This window comes from Neobacillus sp. PS3-34, from assembly GCF_030915465.1.
Classification (GTDB): domain Bacteria; phylum Bacillota; class Bacilli; order Bacillales; family Cytobacillaceae; genus Neobacillus_A.
The window spans coordinates 2,122,838-2,141,424 of the sequence record NZ_CP133267.1 but is presented as its reverse complement, the minus strand read 5'-3'; the positions used below and the strand labels follow the sequence as shown (position 1 = coordinate 2,141,424).

Below are 18,587 nucleotides of genomic sequence, written 5' to 3'. Positions count from 1 at the left end.
GCATAGATTAGACAGACCAGCTTAGATGAGAGGGGAATAATCCTTTGAAAAAGCCTGTAGTGACATTAAGCAATGTTTCTTTTCAATATGATTCCCAGGAGAGATATGCCCTTCAGAACGTCTCATATGAAGTTTATGAAGGTGAATGGCTTGCGATAGTAGGTCATAACGGTTCGGGGAAATCAACAATGGCCAAGTTGTTAAATGGCTTGCAATTCCCTAAGGAAGGCAGTATTACGGTGTGTGGAATAAGTCTGAACGAAGAAACCGTTTGGGATATTAGAAGGCAAATTGGTATGGTATTTCAAAATCCAGATAATCAGTTTGTTGGGACGACCGTGCAGGATGATGTGGCTTTTGGTTTAGAAAATAACGGAATACCTCCTGCGGAAATGGTCCGCCGGGTGGAAGAGTCATTAAGTAAAGTCAAGATGGAACAGTTTCTTGATCAAGAGCCGCACCATCTATCAGGCGGGCAAAAGCAGCGTGTGGCCATTGCTGGCATACTCGCTCTAAGCCTGCCATCATTATTTTGGACGAAGCTACCTCCATGCTCGACCCTCGCGGAAGAGATGAAGTATTAGAAACTGTACGAAAATTAAAAGAAGAAACAGAAATGACCGTTATATCCATCACCCATGACCTTGAGGAAGCGTCAAAGGCCGACCGCATGATTGTGATGAATAAAGGGCAGCTTTACAGGGAAGGGACTCCTGAGGAAATTTTTAAATTGGATGAAGAATTGATTCAATTAGGGTTGGATATTCCGTTTTCCGTTAAGTTGGGCAAGTCTTTCCGTGAAAAAGGGCTGGAATTATCCAAATACTATTTAACAGAAGAAGAGTTGGTGAATGAGCTATGGACATCTCGCTTCAGCAAGTAGAATACCGTTACCAGGCTAATACACCGTTTGAAAGGCTTGCGATTCAGGACGTTTCTCTTATGATACCCTCAGGAACATATTTAGCTGTCATTGGCCATACCGGTTCTGGGAAATCAACTGTACTCCAGCATTTAAATGCCCTTTTGCTTCCCACTAAAGGGACCGTCAAGATTGGCAGCAGAGAAATAAAGGCCAATAAAAAAGAAAAAAATTTAAAAGAGGTTCGGCAAAAGGTCGGAATTGTATTCCAATTCCCTGAGCATCAGTTATTTGAGGAAACGGTTGAAAAGGACATTTGCTTTGGTCCTCTTAATTTTGGGGTTTCCGAACAGGAAGCAAAGGAACGGGCACGATTTGCTATTAAGCAGGTTGGACTGGATGAGGAGATTCTGGACAAGTCACCCTTTGATTTATCTGGTGGGCAAATGCGCCGTGTTGCGATTGCAGGAGTGCTGGCCATGGATCCTGATGTAATTGTGCTGGACGAGCCTACAGCTGGTTTGGACCCAAGGGGACGAAAAGAAATCATGGATATGTTTTATCAGCTTCATCAGGAACGGAATTTATCAACTATCCTAGTAACCCACAGCATGGAAGATGCTGCACATTATGCAGATCAAATTGTCATCATGCATCAGGGAAATATCGTCAGAAAAGGCACACCTGATGAAATCTTTTCTTCGCCTGAAGGACTTGTGGAGTTAGGGCTTGATGTACCGGAGGTAGTAAGGTTTCAGTTGAAGCTTGAAAAAAAGCTGGGAATTACTTTAGGAAAGACCTATTTAACGATTGATGAATTGTCGTCGGCAATTGTTAAGAACTTGGGCACAGGTAAAAAGAAATGATGGAGAAAATGATTTTTGGCAGGTATGTTCCGGCGGATTCTCCCATACACCGTATGGATCCAAGGGCTAAATTAATTCTCGTCTTTTTGTTTGTTTGTGTGGTGTTTCTTGCAAATAATTGGCTGACCTATGTGCTGATTGGGATTTATACCTTTTTGATGCTGGGACTATCCCGAATTCCCTTTCGCTTTTTATATGCCGGGTTAAAGCCCGTTTTATGGCTTGTTCTATTTACTTTGTTTCTGCAATTATTTTTTAATAGACAAGGCAATCTAGTCTTTGAATATGGGCCGATTAAGATTTTTGATGAGGGTATCAGACAGGGGATTTTTATATCCATGCGTTTTTTCTTCCTGATATTAATGACATCACTGCTTACTCTTACTACAACCCCAATTGAAATAACAGACGGGCTGGAGACACTTCTGAATCCGTTAAAAAAGATTCGCTTTCCAGTGCATGAAATGGCATTAATGATGTCCATTTCCTTAAGATTCATTCCTACTCTTATGCAGGAAACTGATAAAATCATGAAGGCGCAAATTGCACGCGGAGTTGAATTTGGAAGCGGCCCTATTAAAGACCGGATCAAAGCTGTTGTTCCTCTTTTGATACCGTTGTTCGTAAGTTCCTTTAAACGTGCTGAGGAGCTTGCGATTGCCATGAAGGCCAGAGGCTACAGAGGCGGCGAAGGACGGACAAAATACCGCCAATTAAACTGGAAAATAGCAGATACTCTATTGTTGGCTATATTGATCGTATTGACAGCTTTACTTTTCCTATACCGAACATAAATGGAGCGGGACGATGCAAAGGTATAAATGTATAATATCGTATGATGGAACTGCATACGCGGGATATCAGATCCAGCTAAATCGCAGTACAATCCAGGGTGAACTGGAGAGTGTTTTAACAAAATTGCATAAGGGCCAGCTAGTAAAAGTTTCAGGATCGGCCGTACAGACGCAGGGGTCCACGCAAAGGGCCAGGTTATCCACTTTGATTCTCCACTTGCCATACCGGAGGATAAGTGGGTAATGGCGTTAAATTCATTATTGCCAGCCGATATCTCTGTTTTAAATGTGGAAAAAGCACCGGCAGGCTTCCATGCACGCTTTGAAGCCAAAGGGAAGGAATACCGGTACAACATTTATTTATCGCCTCAGCGGGATCCGTTTATGCGTAATTACGCCTTTCGGTATCCATTTTCGCTAGACCTGAAAGCAATGGAGGAAGCGTTTGTCTTTTTAAAAGGAACGCATGACTTTACAAGCTTTTGTTCAGCGAAAACAGAGGTTGAAGATAAGATTCGGACGATTGAACAGATTGATTATACGCTCAATGAAGATTTACTGGTTCTCCGTTTCGTGGGGAATGGATTTTTATACAATATGGTCCGCATCCTGACAGGGACCTTGCTGGAAGTAGGCACTGGCGAAAGAAAACCGGAGGATATGGCTGTTTTGCTGGAGAAAAAGGACCGCCGCTTTGCGGGAAAAACAGCTCCTGGCCACGGCTTATATTTGTGGAAGGTATTTTATTAGCAGTAATTATAAAAAAATATCTAAAACAACTAAACCTGGTGTAACATTTTCTTGACATATGTCCATGAAGGATATAATATAGCATATGTATGTATTTTAACCCCACGATAAAGCCCCGGAAAGACTTCATCGTGATTGAAAATATATGATCAGAAACCTTAGCGCACAAAGGCATTTAACGTTCATTCCCGGAACAGAATGAAAATAGATCGCTTAATACAGGCGCGGAAAATAACAATCTTTAACGGATTTAATTAGGAGGGAAACTCATGCGTACAACGTTTATGGCAAATGCAAACAATATTGAGCGTAAATGGTACGTTATTGATGCTGAGGGCAAAACTCTTGGACGTCTTGCTTCTGAAGTAGCATCAATCTTACGTGGTAAAAACAAACCAACATTCACACCACATGTTGACACTGGTGACAATGTTATCATTCTTAATGCTTCTAAAATTCACCTTACTGGTAAAAAGCTGACTGACAAAATCTACTACAGACACAGCTTACACCCAGGCGGTTTGAAACAAAGAACTGCTCTTGAAATGCGTACTAACTATGCTGAAAGAATGCTGGAGCTTGCTATCAAAGGTATGCTTCCAAAGAATTCTCTTGGCCGTCAAATGTTCAAAAAGTTACACGTTTATGCTGGCAGCGAGCATCCGCACCAAGCACAACAACCGGAAGTATACGAACTTCGCGGATAATTTTTAAGGGAGGGTATTAACTTGGCACAAGTTCAATATATCGGCACAGGCCGTCGTAAGAGCTCTGTTGCACGTGTACGTTTAGTTCCGGGCAATGGAAAAATCGTAATTAACGATCGTGAAATTGAAAGCTATATCCCATTCGAAGCATTACGTGAAGTTGTTAAACAACCATTAGTAGCTACTGAAACACTTGGAAGCTATGATGTGCTTGTAAACGTAGGCGGCGGTGGTTACACTGGTCAAGCTGGCGCAATCCGCCACGGTATCGCTCGTGCGTTACTTCAAGCTGATCCAGAATTCCGTCCAACATTAAAGCGCGCAGGACTATTAACTCGTGACGCACGTATGAAAGAGCGTAAGAAATACGGTCTTAAAGGTGCGCGTCGTGCTCCTCAGTTCTCAAAACGTTAATTATCAACGTATCAAAGGCTCTCAACCATTTTGGTTGGGGGTCTTTTTATGTTTAAAATGGGTAATAGGTCGTTCAACAGTAGAATTATACTTTTGATAAAAGAACCATTTGAACATTAAGGGAATGTTTATGAGGCAAAGTGGAACTCATCGAAAACTTACCACTCGAAGTGGAAAGGAAGGATTAGTCATAATTTGCATAATTTATTGTTCCTTAGGCAAATATACCAATGTTCTTATAAAAATTAGAATGTCTTAAGGAGGTTTAAAGGTTAGAAATGTGAAAAAGCAATCAGTAAAAAACCACTATATTTTTTCATAATGTCAGGAGGGTATTTCCGTGATGCAATTTATAAGGTCATTAGGGTTAGTTTTGCTGGCTAGCATGGTTATAGTTGGCTGTCAGCCGAATAATAACAAGAAAAATGTAGATAACAAAGGGGAAACCAAGGAATCCAGCCAGGCAAAGAAGGAAGACGAGATTGGATTCCCAAATTGGGGATATGACTTTCAACATACCCGACATGTGCCCTATAAACAGATTACAAAAGATAATGTAAAAAAAATGGGGATTGCATGGCAGCAGGATATCTTAGATTGGAATAAGGATGTTCCAAATTTACAAGAAGATTTCCCTGTCGTCCATGACGGGGTCATGTATGTGACTAGTGCGAAAAATCATGTGTTTGCGATTGATGCCGCAAGTGGAAAAAAACTTTGGACATGGACACCGCCCAAGGACGTACTTGATCATATTAATGGTTTGCCATGGCAGTCCAATGTGGCAAGCAGGGGTGTCGCTGTGGCAAATGGAAATGTATTTGTCTTGATGATAGATAATCGGCTGGCAAAACTTGATGCGAAGAACGGAAAACTGTTAAAGATGGTCAACTTTTGGGATCATGAACCTTCTATCAAGTTGGAAAACAGATATTATGAATCTACAGCTCCGATGTATTATGATGGCAATGTTTACGTTGGAAGCAGCGGCGGTGATAATGGTACAAGAGGTTTTGTCTGGGCGTTTAAAGCAGATACCCTGGAACCGCTATGGAAAGAGCCGTTTTGGACTGTTCCTGAAAGAGGAACGGGCTGGGCGAAAGGTAAATATACGGGCGGAGGTTCCGTATGGACACCGATGTCGTTTGATCCAGATACTGATATGATGTATTTTGCAGTAGGGAATCCAGCTCCAGACTTTTACGATGCAGATAGAAAAGGAAAAAATCCATATACCGATTCTATAACTGCTTTAGATAGTAAAACAGGGAAGTTTAAGTGGTCATCTGGTCAAGTTGATCATGATATATGGGATTATGACGCTGCCGCAACACCGATGATTCTCAATGCAAAGGTCGGTGGGAAAAAGCAAAAGGTTGTGGTTGAAGGCGGTAAGAATGGAAAGTGGTATGCGTGGGACGCAAAAACGGGGAAGACCATTTATGATGGGGTACCTTTTGTGAAAATTCAACATTCGAGCGTACCAAGCGATGAGAGTAAGGCTGTACTTCAATGGCCAGGAACGCCAGGCGGAGAAAGCTATGCTCCACAGACTTATGACCCTGAAACTAACTATGTGCTTATTCCAGGTATTAATAGCCCTAATTTAATGGTGGCAGCTAAAGATGCAAAAGAGATTGCAAAAGATAATAATACCTTTCCAGGTACAAAGATACTTCCTTTGCCAAAAGATGTTGATGTTTCTGGTACCATTACAGCTATTGATATGAATACAGGGAAAAAAGTATATCAAAAGAAAACGGACGATCCCATGTATGGCGGATTCACAAGTACTGCTGCCGGTCTTGCTTTTTACGGGGAACTGGGTGGAAACGTAAATGCTCTTGACATTAAAACAGGTAAAGTATTATGGAGTATGCAAAGTGGAGGAAAACAAATCAAAATGGCACCTTCCATATATACCGTTGACGGCCATGAATATGTTGCAGTTATTACTGGTGGTACGAAGGTTGTTGTTTATGGTCTCGGAGGTAAGTTGAAACCTGGAGCTATAAATAAAAAAGCAAAATTACAAGGGGAAGCAGACGTTGTTATCAATCCGGAAAAGGTTTACAAAAGAAGTTGTATTTCCTGCCACGGGGAGAATCTTCAAGGCGCAACAGCTCCAAATCTTCAACACATAGGTAAAACGATGTCTAAAGAGGAAATATTGAATCAAATTCTTAATGGTGGCGACCGCATGCCAGCAGGCTTGGCTAAAGGTGCAGAGGCTGAAGCATTAGCGGATTGGCTATCCAAACAGAAATGATTTTTCGCTAGAAGCAGTCCGAATCTGATCCTTTAACGGACTCAGATTATTTCTTAAAAGGATGAATAGAGATTGGCGAAACAACAGATATTCACGAAAAATAAGGATGGTGGTAAAGTGAGGAAATTACTGAATTATATCGCGCGATCCATTGGTGCCGCCTTATGTATTTCCTTAGTCTTTGGATTTGCCTGCCCAACTTTGACTAATGCTCAATCAAGTAAAGGCTTAGGTTCATCCGAGGATAACGGAATAAGGTTAACCATCAATGACTATTCAATAATAAACCACGGCCAAGACATTCAGCTGCATTATACGATAAACTCAAATTCAAATATACAAGTTAGTTCGAATACTAAAAGTTTGATTGAAAACCCGTATATTTGGATTGGGAATACGTTAGTCCGTGAGGAATCAGAATCGTTTAAGAAAGTAAATAATAATGAGTATAGAGGTACGATAATAGCACAGATGCATCATTACCGAACCGATAATTCTGAAATGTCATTTCATACACGTGGAATATTGAATCAAAAGGGTAAATGGACAGTTAATTTTATGTTAAAGAGTAGTCAGTACTAAGGTAGATGTTGAAAAACTAAAAATATCCCGTAAATTTTTTAATGGTACGGGATAAATCTTTATAAATGACTGCTATCAGTTGACGAATTTGTGAATAAATGGATGTTTTCAACCTGAGTTTTGATAAGCTCAGGTTATTTTTAATTCAGTCACAGGCAAAGCAAGGAGTGACAGATGCAAAAAGCTTGTCTATCTTTGTTAATCATTGCAATAATCCGTACACTTAGGACAACTTCTGGTCAAATTTCCGGTTATTTCGAGGAAACCATCTACATAAGATTATTTTGAAAGGGAAAATCAGACACTCCACAATTGTTAGTGTCATGAAGGGTGGTGACTTATATGTGGAAGAAGCCTGAATATAAAGTGATTAATACATCTTCTGAGGTAACAATGTACGCCTATATTGGTAAATAGCACTGGTTTCACATGTTAAAAGCAGTTTAACAAACCAAGAGGTGGTGCAATAGAATGAATCGCTATTTAATATCCGTGCTGGGTGCGGTTATTGGGGCTGCTACAACAGGCATATGGTTAGGCGTGGATCTACTAACCCCTGAACCAATCGGAGATTATTTATTATTTTCCTTAATGGGTATCTCCAATGTGGTAATTGGATGGCAAGTTGGAAGGCTTGTGGGGAAATCTCGAGAAGTTAGCCAAACGAAGGCAACGGCGAAAGGAATGAGTCCATATTCGAATTAGAGTCTTAGGAACAGCGGCGGGAGGAGGATTTCCACAATGGAACTGTGCATGTATAAATTGTAGAGAGGCTCGCAAAGGTAATGAAGCTTTCCGACCACTTTTACAATCTTCTCTTGCAATAAGTGCAAATGAAAGGGATTGGTACCTTATAAATGCTGGTCCAGATGTGCACCAACAAATTGAGTCCTATCCTGCACTGCATGCTGGCCCTGGCATAAGAGAAACCCCTATAGCAGGAGTTATTTTAACGGATGCTGAGCTTGATCATACAATTGGGTTATTATCACTAAGAGAAGGCTCTTGTTTAACCATTTATGGAACAGAAAATGTACGAAAAACCTTGCATTCCTCCTTTCCAGTATTTCCTATGTTACAAAGCTATTGTTCTTGGCAATGGAAGTCTCTTGACCCTGAATGTTTGCAACAGATAGGGCCTTCTGGTGAAAATAACGAGGAGACGATAATCGTTGAGACAGTCCCTGTTTCAAGGAAACCACCACTATATACAAAATGGAAAAACGAGGAGTTTACTCTGACGGATATATGGGAAGTCGGGTTGGTTTTCCATAATAAGAAAACCGGTAAGTGTCTTGCATACTTCCCTACTCTGGAAGAGATAACCACTTCTGTAGAAGAAAGTTTAATGAAAGCAGATATTTTAATGATAGATGGTACTTTTTGGGCAGAGGATGAATTGGTACAGATGGGTGCAACGGAACGTGATGCGCGAAATATGGGACATTTGCCAATCGGCGGAAGTGGAGGGACAGCGGAAAAGTTAGCGGCATTTCCAGCTGAGCGGAAAATCTTGATACACATTAACAATAGCAATCCTGTTTTGAAAATAGGTTCCAATGAAAGAAACGCATTAGAGGGAATGGGATTTGAAGTTGCTTTTGATGGCATGGAAGTGGAGGTGTGATCATGCGGGGGAAAGGTGTGTCAGTCAGTGAAGAAGAGCATCAGAAAGAGATTTGGTCACCAGTTGAATTTACTGAACGTTTAAAGGATGTTGGCAGGTCCTATTATCATGATAAACATCCCTTTCATATAAAAATGCATGAGGGAGCCTTAAGTCGGGAACAAATTCAAGGCTGGGTTGCGAACCGATACTACTATCAAAAGTCAGTTCCAATTAAAGATGCGGCTATCTTATCAAACTTGCCATCCCGAGAATTACGGCGTGAATGGATCGGGCGTATTATCGACCATGACGGCACGCGTGGTCAAGATGGCGGTATTGAGGCGTGGCTCAAACTGGGAGAAGCTGTGGGGTTAACTAGGGAAGAAATTGTACAGGAGGAAAGAGTTGTACCAGGTGTTCGGTTTGCGGTAGATGCTTATGTAAACTTTGCGCGGACAAAACCGTGGATCGAGGCAGTTGCCTCTTCGTTAACAGAGTTGTTTTCCCCAGACCTTATTTTTAAGAGAATGAAAGTAATGGAGCGATTGTATCCTTGGATTGACAGCACTGGTTTTGAATATTTTCAAAACCGTTTGACTCAAGCCCCCCGTGATTCGACTACTGCTTTAAAACTTGTATTGTCTTATTGTCAAACTCCTCGGGATCAACAAAAAGCGGTAGAAGCATTACGTTTTAAATGTGATGTGTTATGGGTGCAGCTTGATGCTATTGAAAAAGCTTTCCCGCTAAATGCGTAATCGATGGTTCCTTACTTATAAGAAAAAAGGGATTGGTGGTGGAGCAAATTTTAGTTACTAGCTACCCAAAGCTTGCTGCAAAAGCACGACTTAAATTTGATAAAGTCAGAGGAAAGCATCTCCTTCTGTTACCGGAAAAGGTTGTGGTTATGAACGAAACCGCCGCCTCTATCCTTATTCTATGTGATGGAAGCCTAGCGGTGCATAACATAGTTGGAAAAATTAGAGATTCTTTGCAGGCTGGCACAGAATCAATAGAAGCAGAGCCATTGCCTGATTTGAAAACAATGGAGGGGGATATTTTAGAATTTCTGCATGAAATGGTGGATCAAGGATGGGTGGTGATCCATAGTCATGACTCAATCGAAGCGAATTAGCAGCAATCGCATCGGAGCTCCATATTCGATTCTTGCAGAGTTGACACATCGTTGTCCTTTGCATTGTCCATATTGTTCAAACCCCTTAGAGTTAACACTTGAGAAAGAGGAGTTGGCAACGGAAGATTGGTGTCGCGTTTTAACGGAGGCTGCCGAATTGGGAGTAGTAGAAGTTCACTTTTCTGGAGGGGAGCCCCTTTTACGTGACGACTTGGAAACGTTAATCCGTCATGCCAATGCTTTAGAGATGTACACGAATCTTATTACAAGCGGTATTGGATTATCGGAGAAAAAGATGGATCAACTAAAGATGGCCGGGTTAGCAAATGTACAGATAAGCTTCCAGGCAGCCGAAGCAAGACTTTCCAATGTAATTGGAGGATATAAAGCGTTTGAGAAGAAAATAGAAGCTGCTAAAACGGTAAAAAAAGCTGAATTGCATTTATCATTAAATGTTGTAATACATCGAATGAATATTGATCAAATACAGGAGATTATTCAGCTTGCAGAGGAATTGGGAGCTGAACGATTGGAACTGGCAAATGCACAATATTATAACTGGGCATTGCTCAATCGAGAGCGGTTATTGCCAAGCCGAGACCAAATCAAAAGGGCAAATGACATCTATATGGCTGCTAAAGAGCGGCTTCAAAGAGAAATGGAAATTATTTGGGTTATACCTGATTATTATGCATCTACTCCAAAGCCTTGTATGGGCGGCTGGGGTACAATTGGATTTACAGTAGCCCCAAATGGGGATGTTCTGCCTTGTCCTACAGCAGGAATCATTGAGGATCTTACCTTTGAGAATGTCCGTAAGTCTTCACTGAAACAAATTTGGTACGAATCGAATTCCTTTAACAACTTTCGTGGCGAAGAATGGATGCCAGAACCTTGCAGTTCTTGTGATCTCCGTCATGAAGATGGAGGGGGCTGCCGTTGCCAGGCTTTTGCTTTAACCAGAAATGCATCTGCTACGGATCCAGTTTGTGAGTGGTCACCGGATCATCATCTAATTGAAGCGGCCATACAGGATATAAACAATAAACCTGCCAAAGAAATAATCGCACCTTTGATCTATCGAAAATTTCTTCTAGAAAAACCTTCATCTAAAAGCATGATAAAGAAATAAAAATAAGCTTTTAATTTTTGTGCCATTTAGGATTCTGCCTATTTTGGCACTTTTTTTGTTCAGGAATAAAATCCATGGGGCTTAACGCATAGGCTGCAATGCATAAATAGCTTGGGAATTGGAACTATAAAAAACATCTAGGAATACCTGGAAGTAATGGAATTCCTTATAATAATGTACTATGAAAGAGTGTGATAAATATTGAAAAGGAAACTTACTAAGAGTCATGCTTCAGATGCACAAATCCCTATGCAGGCTAAAAAGTTAATGCTTGTTAATACCTTGCGAAGCATTGGACAAGGTATGCTAGTAGTTGATTTGGCACTTTATCTCCATGCATTGGGATGGAGTACTGCAGCAATTGGCAGTGTCCTTGCAGCGGGGGGGTTGCTTGGTGTCGTGCTATCACCTGTTATAGGCATATATAGCGACCGATTTGGAAGAAAGCCGTTTATTCTTTTTTATGAATTTTTAACCTCAGGATGTGCCTTAGTCGGAGTGTTTTCTACAGACTTTCTTTTATTATTTTTAGCGATTACATTTTCAGGTTTTGGGAAAGCCGATGCTGGTTCTCCGAGTCCGTGTGCACCTGCAGAGCAAGCATGGCTTGCAACTTTCATTCTTACAGAAAATCGGGGTAAGGTATATAGTTTGAATAATGCTCTAAGCTTTTTTGGAATGGCGGCAGGTGCGGTTATGGCTGGATCAGCTGCATTATGGAAGGGGTTTGAATTCGGAGCAACATCCTATCGGTTCTCTTTCTTTATTGTTTTTATTTTATATCTTGTCACCGCCCTTATTATTTTTACTATTGATGAAGGAGAGGCTTTATATAGTAGGAAAGAAGTAACCGGAATTTTAGAAAAAGAAATATTGAATAAAGAAAATTCAGCGGTTTTCAAACTTGCGGCCATTAATGTCTTGAACGGGATTGCTATTGGATTGACGGGACCAATGATGTCTTATTGGTTTGCAGCTAAATTTGGAGCAAGCACTACTCAAATCGGGGGCACGTTAGCTTTAACCTTTTTCGCTACAGGTGTCACCTCGCTTTTTCAGGCAAAATTATCCCGAAAACATGGAACCATTCGATCAATTGTGGTAGTTCGATTTATTGCAAGCATGCTCTTGATACTGATGCCATTATTATCGAGTTATATACTTGCATCCATCCTTTATATGATACGAACAGCGCTAAACCGTGGTACACAAGGAGCGCAGCAAGCACTTAGCGTGAGCTTGACACGCGACAGAAGACGCGGTTTTGCGTCAAGTATTAATTCCCTGTCCATGCGTTTTCCAATGTCAGTTGGCCCGTATATCAGCGGTTATCTTTTTGGTTTAGGTTCACTTGCCATGCCTTTTTACATAGCCTCCGGTTTACAAATTAGTTTTGCATATTTATATGGGAGAATATTTCGTACTTATGAATTTCGGCTGAAGTCCCATGCATCATCCGGGTGAAATGAAGATAACCATTTGGAAGAAATGAATGTTATCACAACTTTATCAACGAGAAGATGTGAACGACAAAGGTGCGCGTCGTGCTCCTCAGTTCTCAAAGCGTTAATTTTTGACGCTTCAAAGGCTCTCAACCATTTTGGTTGGGGGTCTTTTTTCATGTGAAAAAGTGCTTTTTGATCGCAGATTGACTTCGAAAATAATTTGACTATTTATTCCTCGCTTAATGGTTTTTTTTGTTTGCTTTCATTAGTTTCGTTATCTTGGTTCTTAGTACTCGAGTAGAGCAAGTAAACTAATACAAATGCAGGAAAGGAGAAACTTAGCAATAGAAACCAATAAGTGTTTATAAAATGACTGTAAATCCAATCATACATAGAAAATCACCTCATCTTTTAATTATTGTTTAGGGTGCCCGATTCATCAAAAAAAGAGGATTTTGCTCTAATTCCAAAATGCGTCCGAAATTGCTCATCCCAGTTTAATCCATTTCATTAATTGATTCGGCAAAACAAATTTCGGTATTTGAAAACTAAATATGCATTTTGTGCAAAGAAATGTAAATCTGGAAAAGGAAATGGGAGGGTTAATTGCATTTCTAATCAACATGGGATAAAGACTACCGTGTAAGAGGTGAAGATTAGTGAATGTAATAACAACCTTTAAAGAAAAAAGACAGCAAAAACAGATGAAATACGAGCGTTCCGTCTTAAAGGACTTGTCGGTAACCCAGCTGAAGGAAAGGGTACAGACATATTTTGGTTCGTTCCGTTTGACTTCCGGGCTTCTCATGAATGCTGGGATTGAGGAAGCTTGCTATGATGTTGCCCTTGAAGCTTATTTGCTAGGAGCGAATTTAAGCAAATTCGGTTACCATGGTGAATCGCCCGATGATGTGAAGAAACGCTGCTACCGCGAAGAAAAGCATTTAATTGATACTCTATATAATTTTTTTCTGTATTGGGGATCTGGTGATGAGGGAGTATTAAGTGAATCCCTATACTACCTTTGTGAGCAATATGTCCATGTTTGGTGGATGGAGGGCTATCAAAAAGGCCAAAAGCGGCATAAACTGCGCCTGCACTAACTATTCCTTTGTATCTGCTGTTCTAAACTATCACTTCGCGCCATATAGTGAAGTGAATAGGGACGAGCAGGAGGAATGATCGGTTTGTTGAAGAAAAAGTGGAAAATTGCCGCGTTTGCTGCTGGCGTAATCGTGTTATTTTTAATTTTGCAATACGACTTTATGGAAAATAAATCGTGGAATTCTTGGAATCTGCCCTTGGCAGGCAAAATCATCCTGCTTGATCCTGGACATGGTGGACCTGATGGCGGTGCAGGAGATGAAAATGCATTGGAAAAGGACATAGCTTTAAATGTTTCTCTGATGGTGCGCGATTATTTACAGCAGCAGGGGGCTCTAGTCATTATGACGAGAGAAACGGATAAGGATTTGGCACCTCAGGGCATGAAGGGGTACAGCAGGCGTAAGGTGGAAGATTTGAAAAAGAGATTAAAAATGATCAACCATTCGGAGACTGACTTTTTTGTCAGCATTCATTTAAATGCGATTCCTTCCGCTCAATGGAGTGGTGCCCAGACTTTTTATGCACCTCATTTCAAGGAGAATCAAAAGGCAGCGCGGTTTATTCAGGATGAGCTTCGCCGTAACCTGGAAAACACAACCCGGAGAGCCAAGTCATTAAATCAGGTCTATATCCTTAAAAATGCTGAAAAACCCGGAGTTCTGGTAGAAATAGGATTCCTGTCCAATCCGCAGGAAAGGGCAAAATTAAAGAACGAAAATTATCAGGAAAAGGTTGCAGCTTCGATTTATAAAGGGATCATGCGCTATTATACGAAGGAGAAGGAATTAAAGGAGCCAGAGTAGGAAGGTGGAAAACGCCTTCTCTTTTTTTGTATAATAATCTTATCTTTAAAATAAATGATTCAAGATTCAATCGGCCGCTGCAGCAATCGCAGACCTGTGATTCATTTAACTGTCTGTCAGCGGGAATATGGTATAATTATGATGGAAACGAATTCAAAAGGCGGGTGTTTGTAATGTTAACAGAAGCAAGAGTACAGGAGATTCTAAGTGAATTAAAGGAACCATTTTTACATAAAACACTTGGTGAAATAAATGCGATTCAAGAAATTAAAATTAAAGAAGAAAAAAATCATGTAAGTGTAAAAATTGCGATTGCCAAAACAGGCACTGCAGAACAGCTTCAGCTGCAAACCCAGATTGTCAACCTTTTAAAGCAGGAAGGCGCTGAAACAGTCGGGTTGCGCTTTACTGATCTTCCTGAAGAGGAATTACAAAAGCATCGTGCTGTGGCTCCGGAAAAGGAAGATAAGAGCTTGCTCTCTCCTACTAGCAAAACAACCTTTATTGCGATTGCGAGCGGCAAGGGGGGCGTGGGCAAATCAACCGTTTCTGTCAATCTTGCTGTCTCCCTGGCACGATTAGGCAAAAAAGTTGGATTGATTGATGCTGACATTTATGGCTTTAGTGTGCCGGATATGATGGGTATTACAAAAGGCCGCAAGTAAGGGGAGAAAGAATTATCCCTGTTGAACGTTTTGGAGTAAAAGTCATCTCCATGGGCTTCTTTGTGGAAGATAATGCTCCGATTATCTGGCGTAGGCCAATGCTTGGCAAAATGTTAAATAGCTTCTTTAATGAAGTGGAATGGGGCGAACTCGACTATCTATTATTAGACTTGCCGCCTGGAACAGGGGACGTGGCTTTAGATGTTCATACGATGCTTCCTGCATGTAAGGAAATCATCGTTACGACACCTCATCCAACTGCGGCATTTGTTGCAGCAAGGGCAGGGGCTATGGCATTAAGGACAGAGCATGAAATTCTTGGAATTATCGAGAACATGTCTTATTTTGAAAGCAAATCAACAGGCGAAAAAGAATATGTGTTTGGTAAAGGTGGCGGCGATAAACTGGCTGATGAACTTACGACTGAGGTGTTAGGCCGCCTGCCGCTTGCTCAGCCGGACTGGAATGATTATGACTTCGCACCATCCATCTATCAGGAAGATCATGAGACCGGAAAAATTTATCTCAGCATTGCTGAAAAAGTGGTAAATCTGATTGAAAAAAAGTAATATTGGATCTATAGAAAAAGCCTCTTCCATTTAGGAAGAGGCTTTTTAACGTGCGGACAATGTATTAACCTCCGGACTGGCTGCCTCCCTGGCCGCTCTGCCCGCTTTGTGAACTTTCGCCACCGCTTTTACTTTCTTTACCGCTGGATTTGCCTTTTTGCATTTCCTCTGCCCCTTTTATGAGCATTTCTTGCATTTTAGCTTTAAAAAGAGGGCTTTCCATGGTTTCGGTAATAACCTTTTGCAAATGCTCGCGGTAATCCTTACTTTTTAATGAGTCTGCAACTTCCTTTTGAATTTCGGGTTCTTTAAATACTTCAATCATCATTCCGCGATACTCGGGATCCTTCATTAAATCCTTTAGTAATTTTTCGTTTTCTGTTTTCATGTTTTTTGCTACGCCTTCAGCAAATTTTGGATCGCTAAAGGTTTTCTTCCAAAATTCAGTACCTTTTTCTGAGGTCAGAGTCTGTTGAATGGTTTCAGCGACAACCTTTTGGTCCATCACTAATTTTTCTTTCATTTTATCATCTGACATCACATCTTGAATGGCTTTCTTGCCATCATCTGTTTTGAGTATATCCACAACCATTTTCTTGGTTTGTTCATAATCGACTTGTCCGCCCCCGCCGCCTTGACTTGAGGAACAGCTGCTAAGGAACACAATTGAGAGCAGGAGGAGCAGAATATTTTTCGCTTTCATCAAAAAAGCTCCTTTCACATATCCATCCTTAATTTTAGGATGAAGAAAATCCGCAATTATTATTCCTTTAAAATCTGTAATGCCTGGATTTTTTATATCCTGATTGATACAATCATAAAGGTAATTGACTTTGTGTATGGGGGAAAAAAAGGTGACAAGCCGTAATTGGGTTAGATTGTTTATGACCACATCCTTAATAGGCGGGCTAACAACAGCCTTGGTGGGTTTAATCGTACGCTGGGATGAGTTCCAGCCAATCTTTGTTCATTTTAAAATAGTGGAAATTCTTTCAGTTCTTATTTGGTTGATAGTAATGGGCTTTTTGTTTAGTGTCATCAGCCAAATGGGCTTCTTTGCTTATTTAACGGTTCATCGATTTGGACTTGGAATTTTTAAATCCTTATCATTATGGAATGCAGTCCAGGCAGTGGTCGTTCTATTCGTTTTGTTTGACCTGGTTTATTTACGATATCAGGCTTTTTCGAAAGAAGGCGAAAGCGTCATTCCATATTTAGGACCTGCATTATTTCTCCTAGTTGCCAGCTGTTGGTGGCGTGGATGAAATCCAGGCAAACGAATAAGGATGCATTTATCCCAGCATTATTTTTTATGGTTGTCGTAACGGTAATTGAATGGGTGCCAGTACTGCGTGTTAATGAACAAAGCTGGTTTTATCTAATGCTTTTTGCATTGCTCGTCTGTAATGCATATCAATTATTAATTCTTCATAAGTTAAATGTTAAGTCCGATCAGCAAAGACAGGCACTTGCATCTAAAACAATCGGAGATAATCGAAAAAAGGAAAAAAAGAAGCCGTCCATTTAAGGGCGGCTTTCGTTTTATCTTAAAGACTGTACATTGAATTACAGTCAATTCACCTAATTTCATTAGTACTTGCGTTGCCGTTCGCAATCATTTCAGATACAGAAACGGGCTTTAAACCTTTGCTGCGAATTTCCTTGATGATAAATGGAAGGGCTTGAGCAGTCTGTAATGCAGAATCAGAAGCGTGCAGGAGGACAATATCACCTTTCCCAGCTGCAGCAACATTTTTAATGATGAGCTTCACACCTGGATTTTGCCAATCCTTAGAGTTGATGCTCCAATGGACAACGGTTAATCCAAACCTGTCAGCTGCTGTCAGTGTTCTTTTATCAAAATGGCCGGTTGGTGCCCTCATTAGCTTTATGTTTTTAATATTCAATTTCTGAAAAGCCGTTAAGGCTTTGGAAAGATCTTTTCTTATTTTTTGATCCTCGATCTCTGTATAGTCCTCATAATTATAGCCCAATATACCAATTTCATATCCCTCTTTAACAATCCGATTTACAATATCCGGATGCCTTTCTGCCCAGGAGCCTGCCAGAAAAAATGTAGCTGACTTTACGTTTTCCTTTTTTAAAATTTCCAGAATAGGTTCTGCCTTTTCATCACCCCAGCCAATATTAAAGGTAAGTGCAAGATCCTTTTCTCCTTTATAAACAGCCTTAGGCACCATCTTTAGTTGAAAAAACCGGTAGCTGGGCTATGTTTTCCATGTACAAAAACCATGATGTAAAAAAAGCGACAACAACAATTAATGATAATTGCTTAATTGACTTTCCTTTTACTGTGTAAAAAAAACTCATCTTAACCACCTCGTCCAATGCATTCCTAGTCTCATACCTATTCAGGAATTTAAAAAATATGATGATTGTTTTAATTATAAAAATGATTTAATTGGAAAAGAATACTATAAACTGGAAAAATAAGGAGCGTGCATATATGCTGGGTTTTCTTATTAATGAAATCGAGACAAAGGAAATTCAATATCTGATTAAAAGAGAAATGGATGAAATTTTGTTTGATTTAAAAGATGAGCGCATTGACCACATAGTAAAAAGAGCAATGGAGGAGCGTTATAAAATACTCTTTTCATTATTCAGAAGAGTTGCATCTCCACGTGATTGCTTGATGTATATGCGCCGAAAGAAAACGAGCAGGAAAGGTTAATTTTGAATTGGCTTCAAACCGTCAAAGACAAATCAATTTAAGTTTTTAAAAAGAAATGAATTTTATTTTAGAAACCCGTTGACTTCTTTTTGCTATCTTGGTATATTAATAAGCGTCGCTGATGTCGTTAAATGTTTCACCAAAAAAGGTGTTGACATCAACGTTGAAACGATGATATATTAA

The 18,587-nt window shown here is 40.3% G+C and carries 17 protein-coding genes and 5 pseudogenes; 20 read left to right on the top strand and 2 right to left on the bottom strand.

The features are described from left to right. The first annotated feature begins 44 nt into the window (after window positions 1-44). The 18 genes and pseudogenes from RCG23_RS11035 (at window position 45) to RCG23_RS10955 (ending at window position 15,709) form a co-directional block, all read left to right on the top strand. A pseudogene (locus tag RCG23_RS11035) lies at window positions 45-883 on the top strand (energy-coupling factor ABC transporter ATP-binding protein). Beyond that, complete coding sequence (locus RCG23_RS11030) at window positions 859-1,728, top strand: energy-coupling factor ABC transporter ATP-binding protein (RefSeq protein ID WP_308179723.1); 870 nt, start codon at window positions 859-861, stop codon at window positions 1,726-1,728. Before RCG23_RS11035 ends, RCG23_RS11030 begins: the two are co-directional and overlap by 25 nt. Next, window positions 1,725-2,522 (top strand): energy-coupling factor transporter transmembrane component T family protein, encoded by a 798-nt coding sequence (locus tag RCG23_RS11025; RefSeq protein ID WP_308179722.1) that lies wholly within the window; start codon window positions 1,725-1,727, stop codon window positions 2,520-2,522. The genes RCG23_RS11030 and RCG23_RS11025 overlap by 4 nt, the downstream gene beginning before the upstream one ends. A gap of 13 nt (window positions 2,523-2,535) precedes the next feature. Continuing rightward, window positions 2,536-3,272: pseudogene (gene truA / locus RCG23_RS11020) on the top strand (tRNA pseudouridine(38-40) synthase TruA). A 269-nt stretch (window positions 3,273-3,541) separates the two neighbouring features. Further along, a complete protein-coding gene (rplM, locus tag RCG23_RS11015; protein ID WP_308179721.1) occupies window positions 3,542-3,979 on the top strand; it encodes a 50S ribosomal protein L13 in 438 nt (145 codons plus the stop codon). Between the two features lie 21 nt (window positions 3,980-4,000). Further along, on the top strand, window positions 4,001-4,393 hold the full coding sequence (gene rpsI / locus RCG23_RS11010; RefSeq protein WP_308179720.1) for a 30S ribosomal protein S9: 393 nt from the start codon (window positions 4,001-4,003) through the stop codon (window positions 4,391-4,393). Between the two features lie 343 nt (window positions 4,394-4,736). Then, a complete protein-coding gene (locus tag RCG23_RS11005) occupies window positions 4,737-6,662 on the top strand; it encodes an outer membrane protein assembly factor BamB family protein (RefSeq protein WP_308180035.1) in 1,926 nt (641 codons plus the stop codon). A 72-nt stretch (window positions 6,663-6,734) separates the two neighbouring features. After that, a complete protein-coding gene (locus RCG23_RS11000; RefSeq protein WP_308179719.1) occupies window positions 6,735-7,244 on the top strand; it encodes a hypothetical protein in 510 nt (169 codons plus the stop codon). Between the two features lie 342 nt (window positions 7,245-7,586). Beyond that, the gene (pqqA, locus tag RCG23_RS25970; RefSeq protein WP_213096099.1) at window positions 7,587-7,661 is read left to right on the top strand and encodes a pyrroloquinoline quinone precursor peptide PqqA; all 75 of its coding nucleotides are present in this window, start codon (window positions 7,587-7,589) and stop codon (window positions 7,659-7,661) included. Window positions 7,662-7,715: 54 nt separating this feature from the next. Further along, entirely contained in the window at window positions 7,716-7,949 is a 234-nt protein-coding gene (locus RCG23_RS10995) for a hypothetical protein (protein ID WP_308179718.1), read from the top strand. After that, window positions 7,939-8,871, top strand: a complete 933-nt coding sequence (gene pqqB / locus RCG23_RS10990; RefSeq protein ID WP_308180034.1) for a pyrroloquinoline quinone biosynthesis protein PqqB — start codon at window positions 7,939-7,941, stop codon at window positions 8,869-8,871. The genes RCG23_RS10995 and pqqB overlap by 11 nt, the downstream gene beginning before the upstream one ends. A gap of 2 nt (window positions 8,872-8,873) precedes the next feature. Beyond that, window positions 8,874-9,611 (top strand): pyrroloquinoline-quinone synthase PqqC, encoded by a 738-nt coding sequence (pqqC, locus tag RCG23_RS10985; RefSeq protein ID WP_308179717.1) that lies wholly within the window; start codon window positions 8,874-8,876, stop codon window positions 9,609-9,611. Window positions 9,612-9,649: 38 nt separating this feature from the next. Next, window positions 9,650-9,988, top strand: coding sequence for a pyrroloquinoline quinone biosynthesis peptide chaperone PqqD (gene pqqD, locus RCG23_RS10980; RefSeq protein WP_308179716.1), 339 nt, complete (start codon window positions 9,650-9,652; stop codon window positions 9,986-9,988). Continuing rightward, a complete protein-coding gene (gene pqqE / locus RCG23_RS10975; RefSeq protein ID WP_308179715.1) occupies window positions 9,966-11,120 on the top strand; it encodes a pyrroloquinoline quinone biosynthesis protein PqqE in 1,155 nt (384 codons plus the stop codon). Before pqqD ends, pqqE begins: the two co-directional genes overlap by 23 nt. Window positions 11,121-11,321: 201 nt before the next feature. Then, window positions 11,322-12,584 carry an MFS transporter gene (locus RCG23_RS10970; RefSeq protein ID WP_308179714.1) on the top strand — a complete coding sequence of 421 codons (1,263 nt, stop codon included), beginning with the start codon at window positions 11,322-11,324 and terminating at the stop codon, window positions 12,582-12,584. Between the two features lie 640 nt (window positions 12,585-13,224). After that, on the top strand, window positions 13,225-13,668 hold the full coding sequence (locus RCG23_RS10965; RefSeq protein WP_308179713.1) for a YbaK family protein: 444 nt from the start codon (window positions 13,225-13,227) through the stop codon (window positions 13,666-13,668). Window positions 13,669-13,755: 87 nt separating this feature from the next. Then, complete coding sequence (gene cwlD, locus RCG23_RS10960) at window positions 13,756-14,475, top strand: N-acetylmuramoyl-L-alanine amidase CwlD (protein WP_308180033.1); 720 nt, start codon at window positions 13,756-13,758, stop codon at window positions 14,473-14,475. Between the two features lie 173 nt (window positions 14,476-14,648). Continuing rightward, a pseudogene (locus tag RCG23_RS10955) lies at window positions 14,649-15,709 on the top strand (P-loop NTPase). Window positions 15,710-15,773: 64 nt separating this feature from the next. On the opposite strand, the gene gerD reads toward RCG23_RS10955, so the two are convergent. Then, entirely contained in the window at window positions 15,774-16,412 is a 639-nt protein-coding gene (gerD, locus tag RCG23_RS10950; protein ID WP_308179712.1) for a spore germination lipoprotein GerD, read from the bottom strand. A gap of 151 nt (window positions 16,413-16,563) precedes the next feature. On the opposite strand from gerD, the pseudogene RCG23_RS10945 reads away from it, so the two are divergent. Continuing rightward, window positions 16,564-17,237, top strand: a pseudogene (locus tag RCG23_RS10945) (KinB-signaling pathway activation protein). Between the two features lie 49 nt (window positions 17,238-17,286). On the opposite strand, the pseudogene pdaB reads toward RCG23_RS10945, so the two are convergent. Continuing rightward, window positions 17,287-18,040, bottom strand: a pseudogene (pdaB, locus tag RCG23_RS10940) (polysaccharide deacetylase family sporulation protein PdaB). 136 nt (window positions 18,041-18,176) lie between these two features. Between pdaB and RCG23_RS10935 the strand changes: the two are divergent. After that, window positions 18,177-18,404, top strand: coding sequence for a hypothetical protein (locus RCG23_RS10935; RefSeq protein WP_308179710.1), 228 nt, complete (start codon window positions 18,177-18,179; stop codon window positions 18,402-18,404). The last annotated feature ends 183 nt before the right edge of the window (window positions 18,405-18,587 follow it).

Bases quoted from the DNA above. Each gene is read 5' to 3' on its own strand.
- RCG23_RS11025 (WP_308179722.1), top strand. From the start codon at position 1,725: ATGATGGAGAAAATGATTTTTGGCAGGTATGTTCCGGCGGATTCTCCC.
- gerD (WP_308179712.1), bottom strand. From the start codon at position 16,412: ATGAAAGCGAAAAATATTCTGCTCCTCCTGCTCTCAATTGTGTTCCTT.
- RCG23_RS11005 (WP_308180035.1), top strand. From the start codon at position 4,737: ATGCAATTTATAAGGTCATTAGGGTTAGTTTTGCTGGCTAGCATGGTT.
- RCG23_RS10995 (WP_308179718.1), top strand. From the start codon at position 7,716: ATGAATCGCTATTTAATATCCGTGCTGGGTGCGGTTATTGGGGCTGCT.
- RCG23_RS11030 (WP_308179723.1), top strand. From the start codon at position 859: ATGGACATCTCGCTTCAGCAAGTAGAATACCGTTACCAGGCTAATACA.
- RCG23_RS10935 (WP_308179710.1), top strand. From the start codon at position 18,177: ATGCTGGGTTTTCTTATTAATGAAATCGAGACAAAGGAAATTCAATAT.
- rplM (WP_308179721.1), top strand. From the start codon at position 3,542: ATGCGTACAACGTTTATGGCAAATGCAAACAATATTGAGCGTAAATGG.
- pqqE (WP_308179715.1), top strand. From the start codon at position 9,966: ATGACTCAATCGAAGCGAATTAGCAGCAATCGCATCGGAGCTCCATAT.
- pqqC (WP_308179717.1), top strand. From the start codon at position 8,874: ATGCGGGGGAAAGGTGTGTCAGTCAGTGAAGAAGAGCATCAGAAAGAG.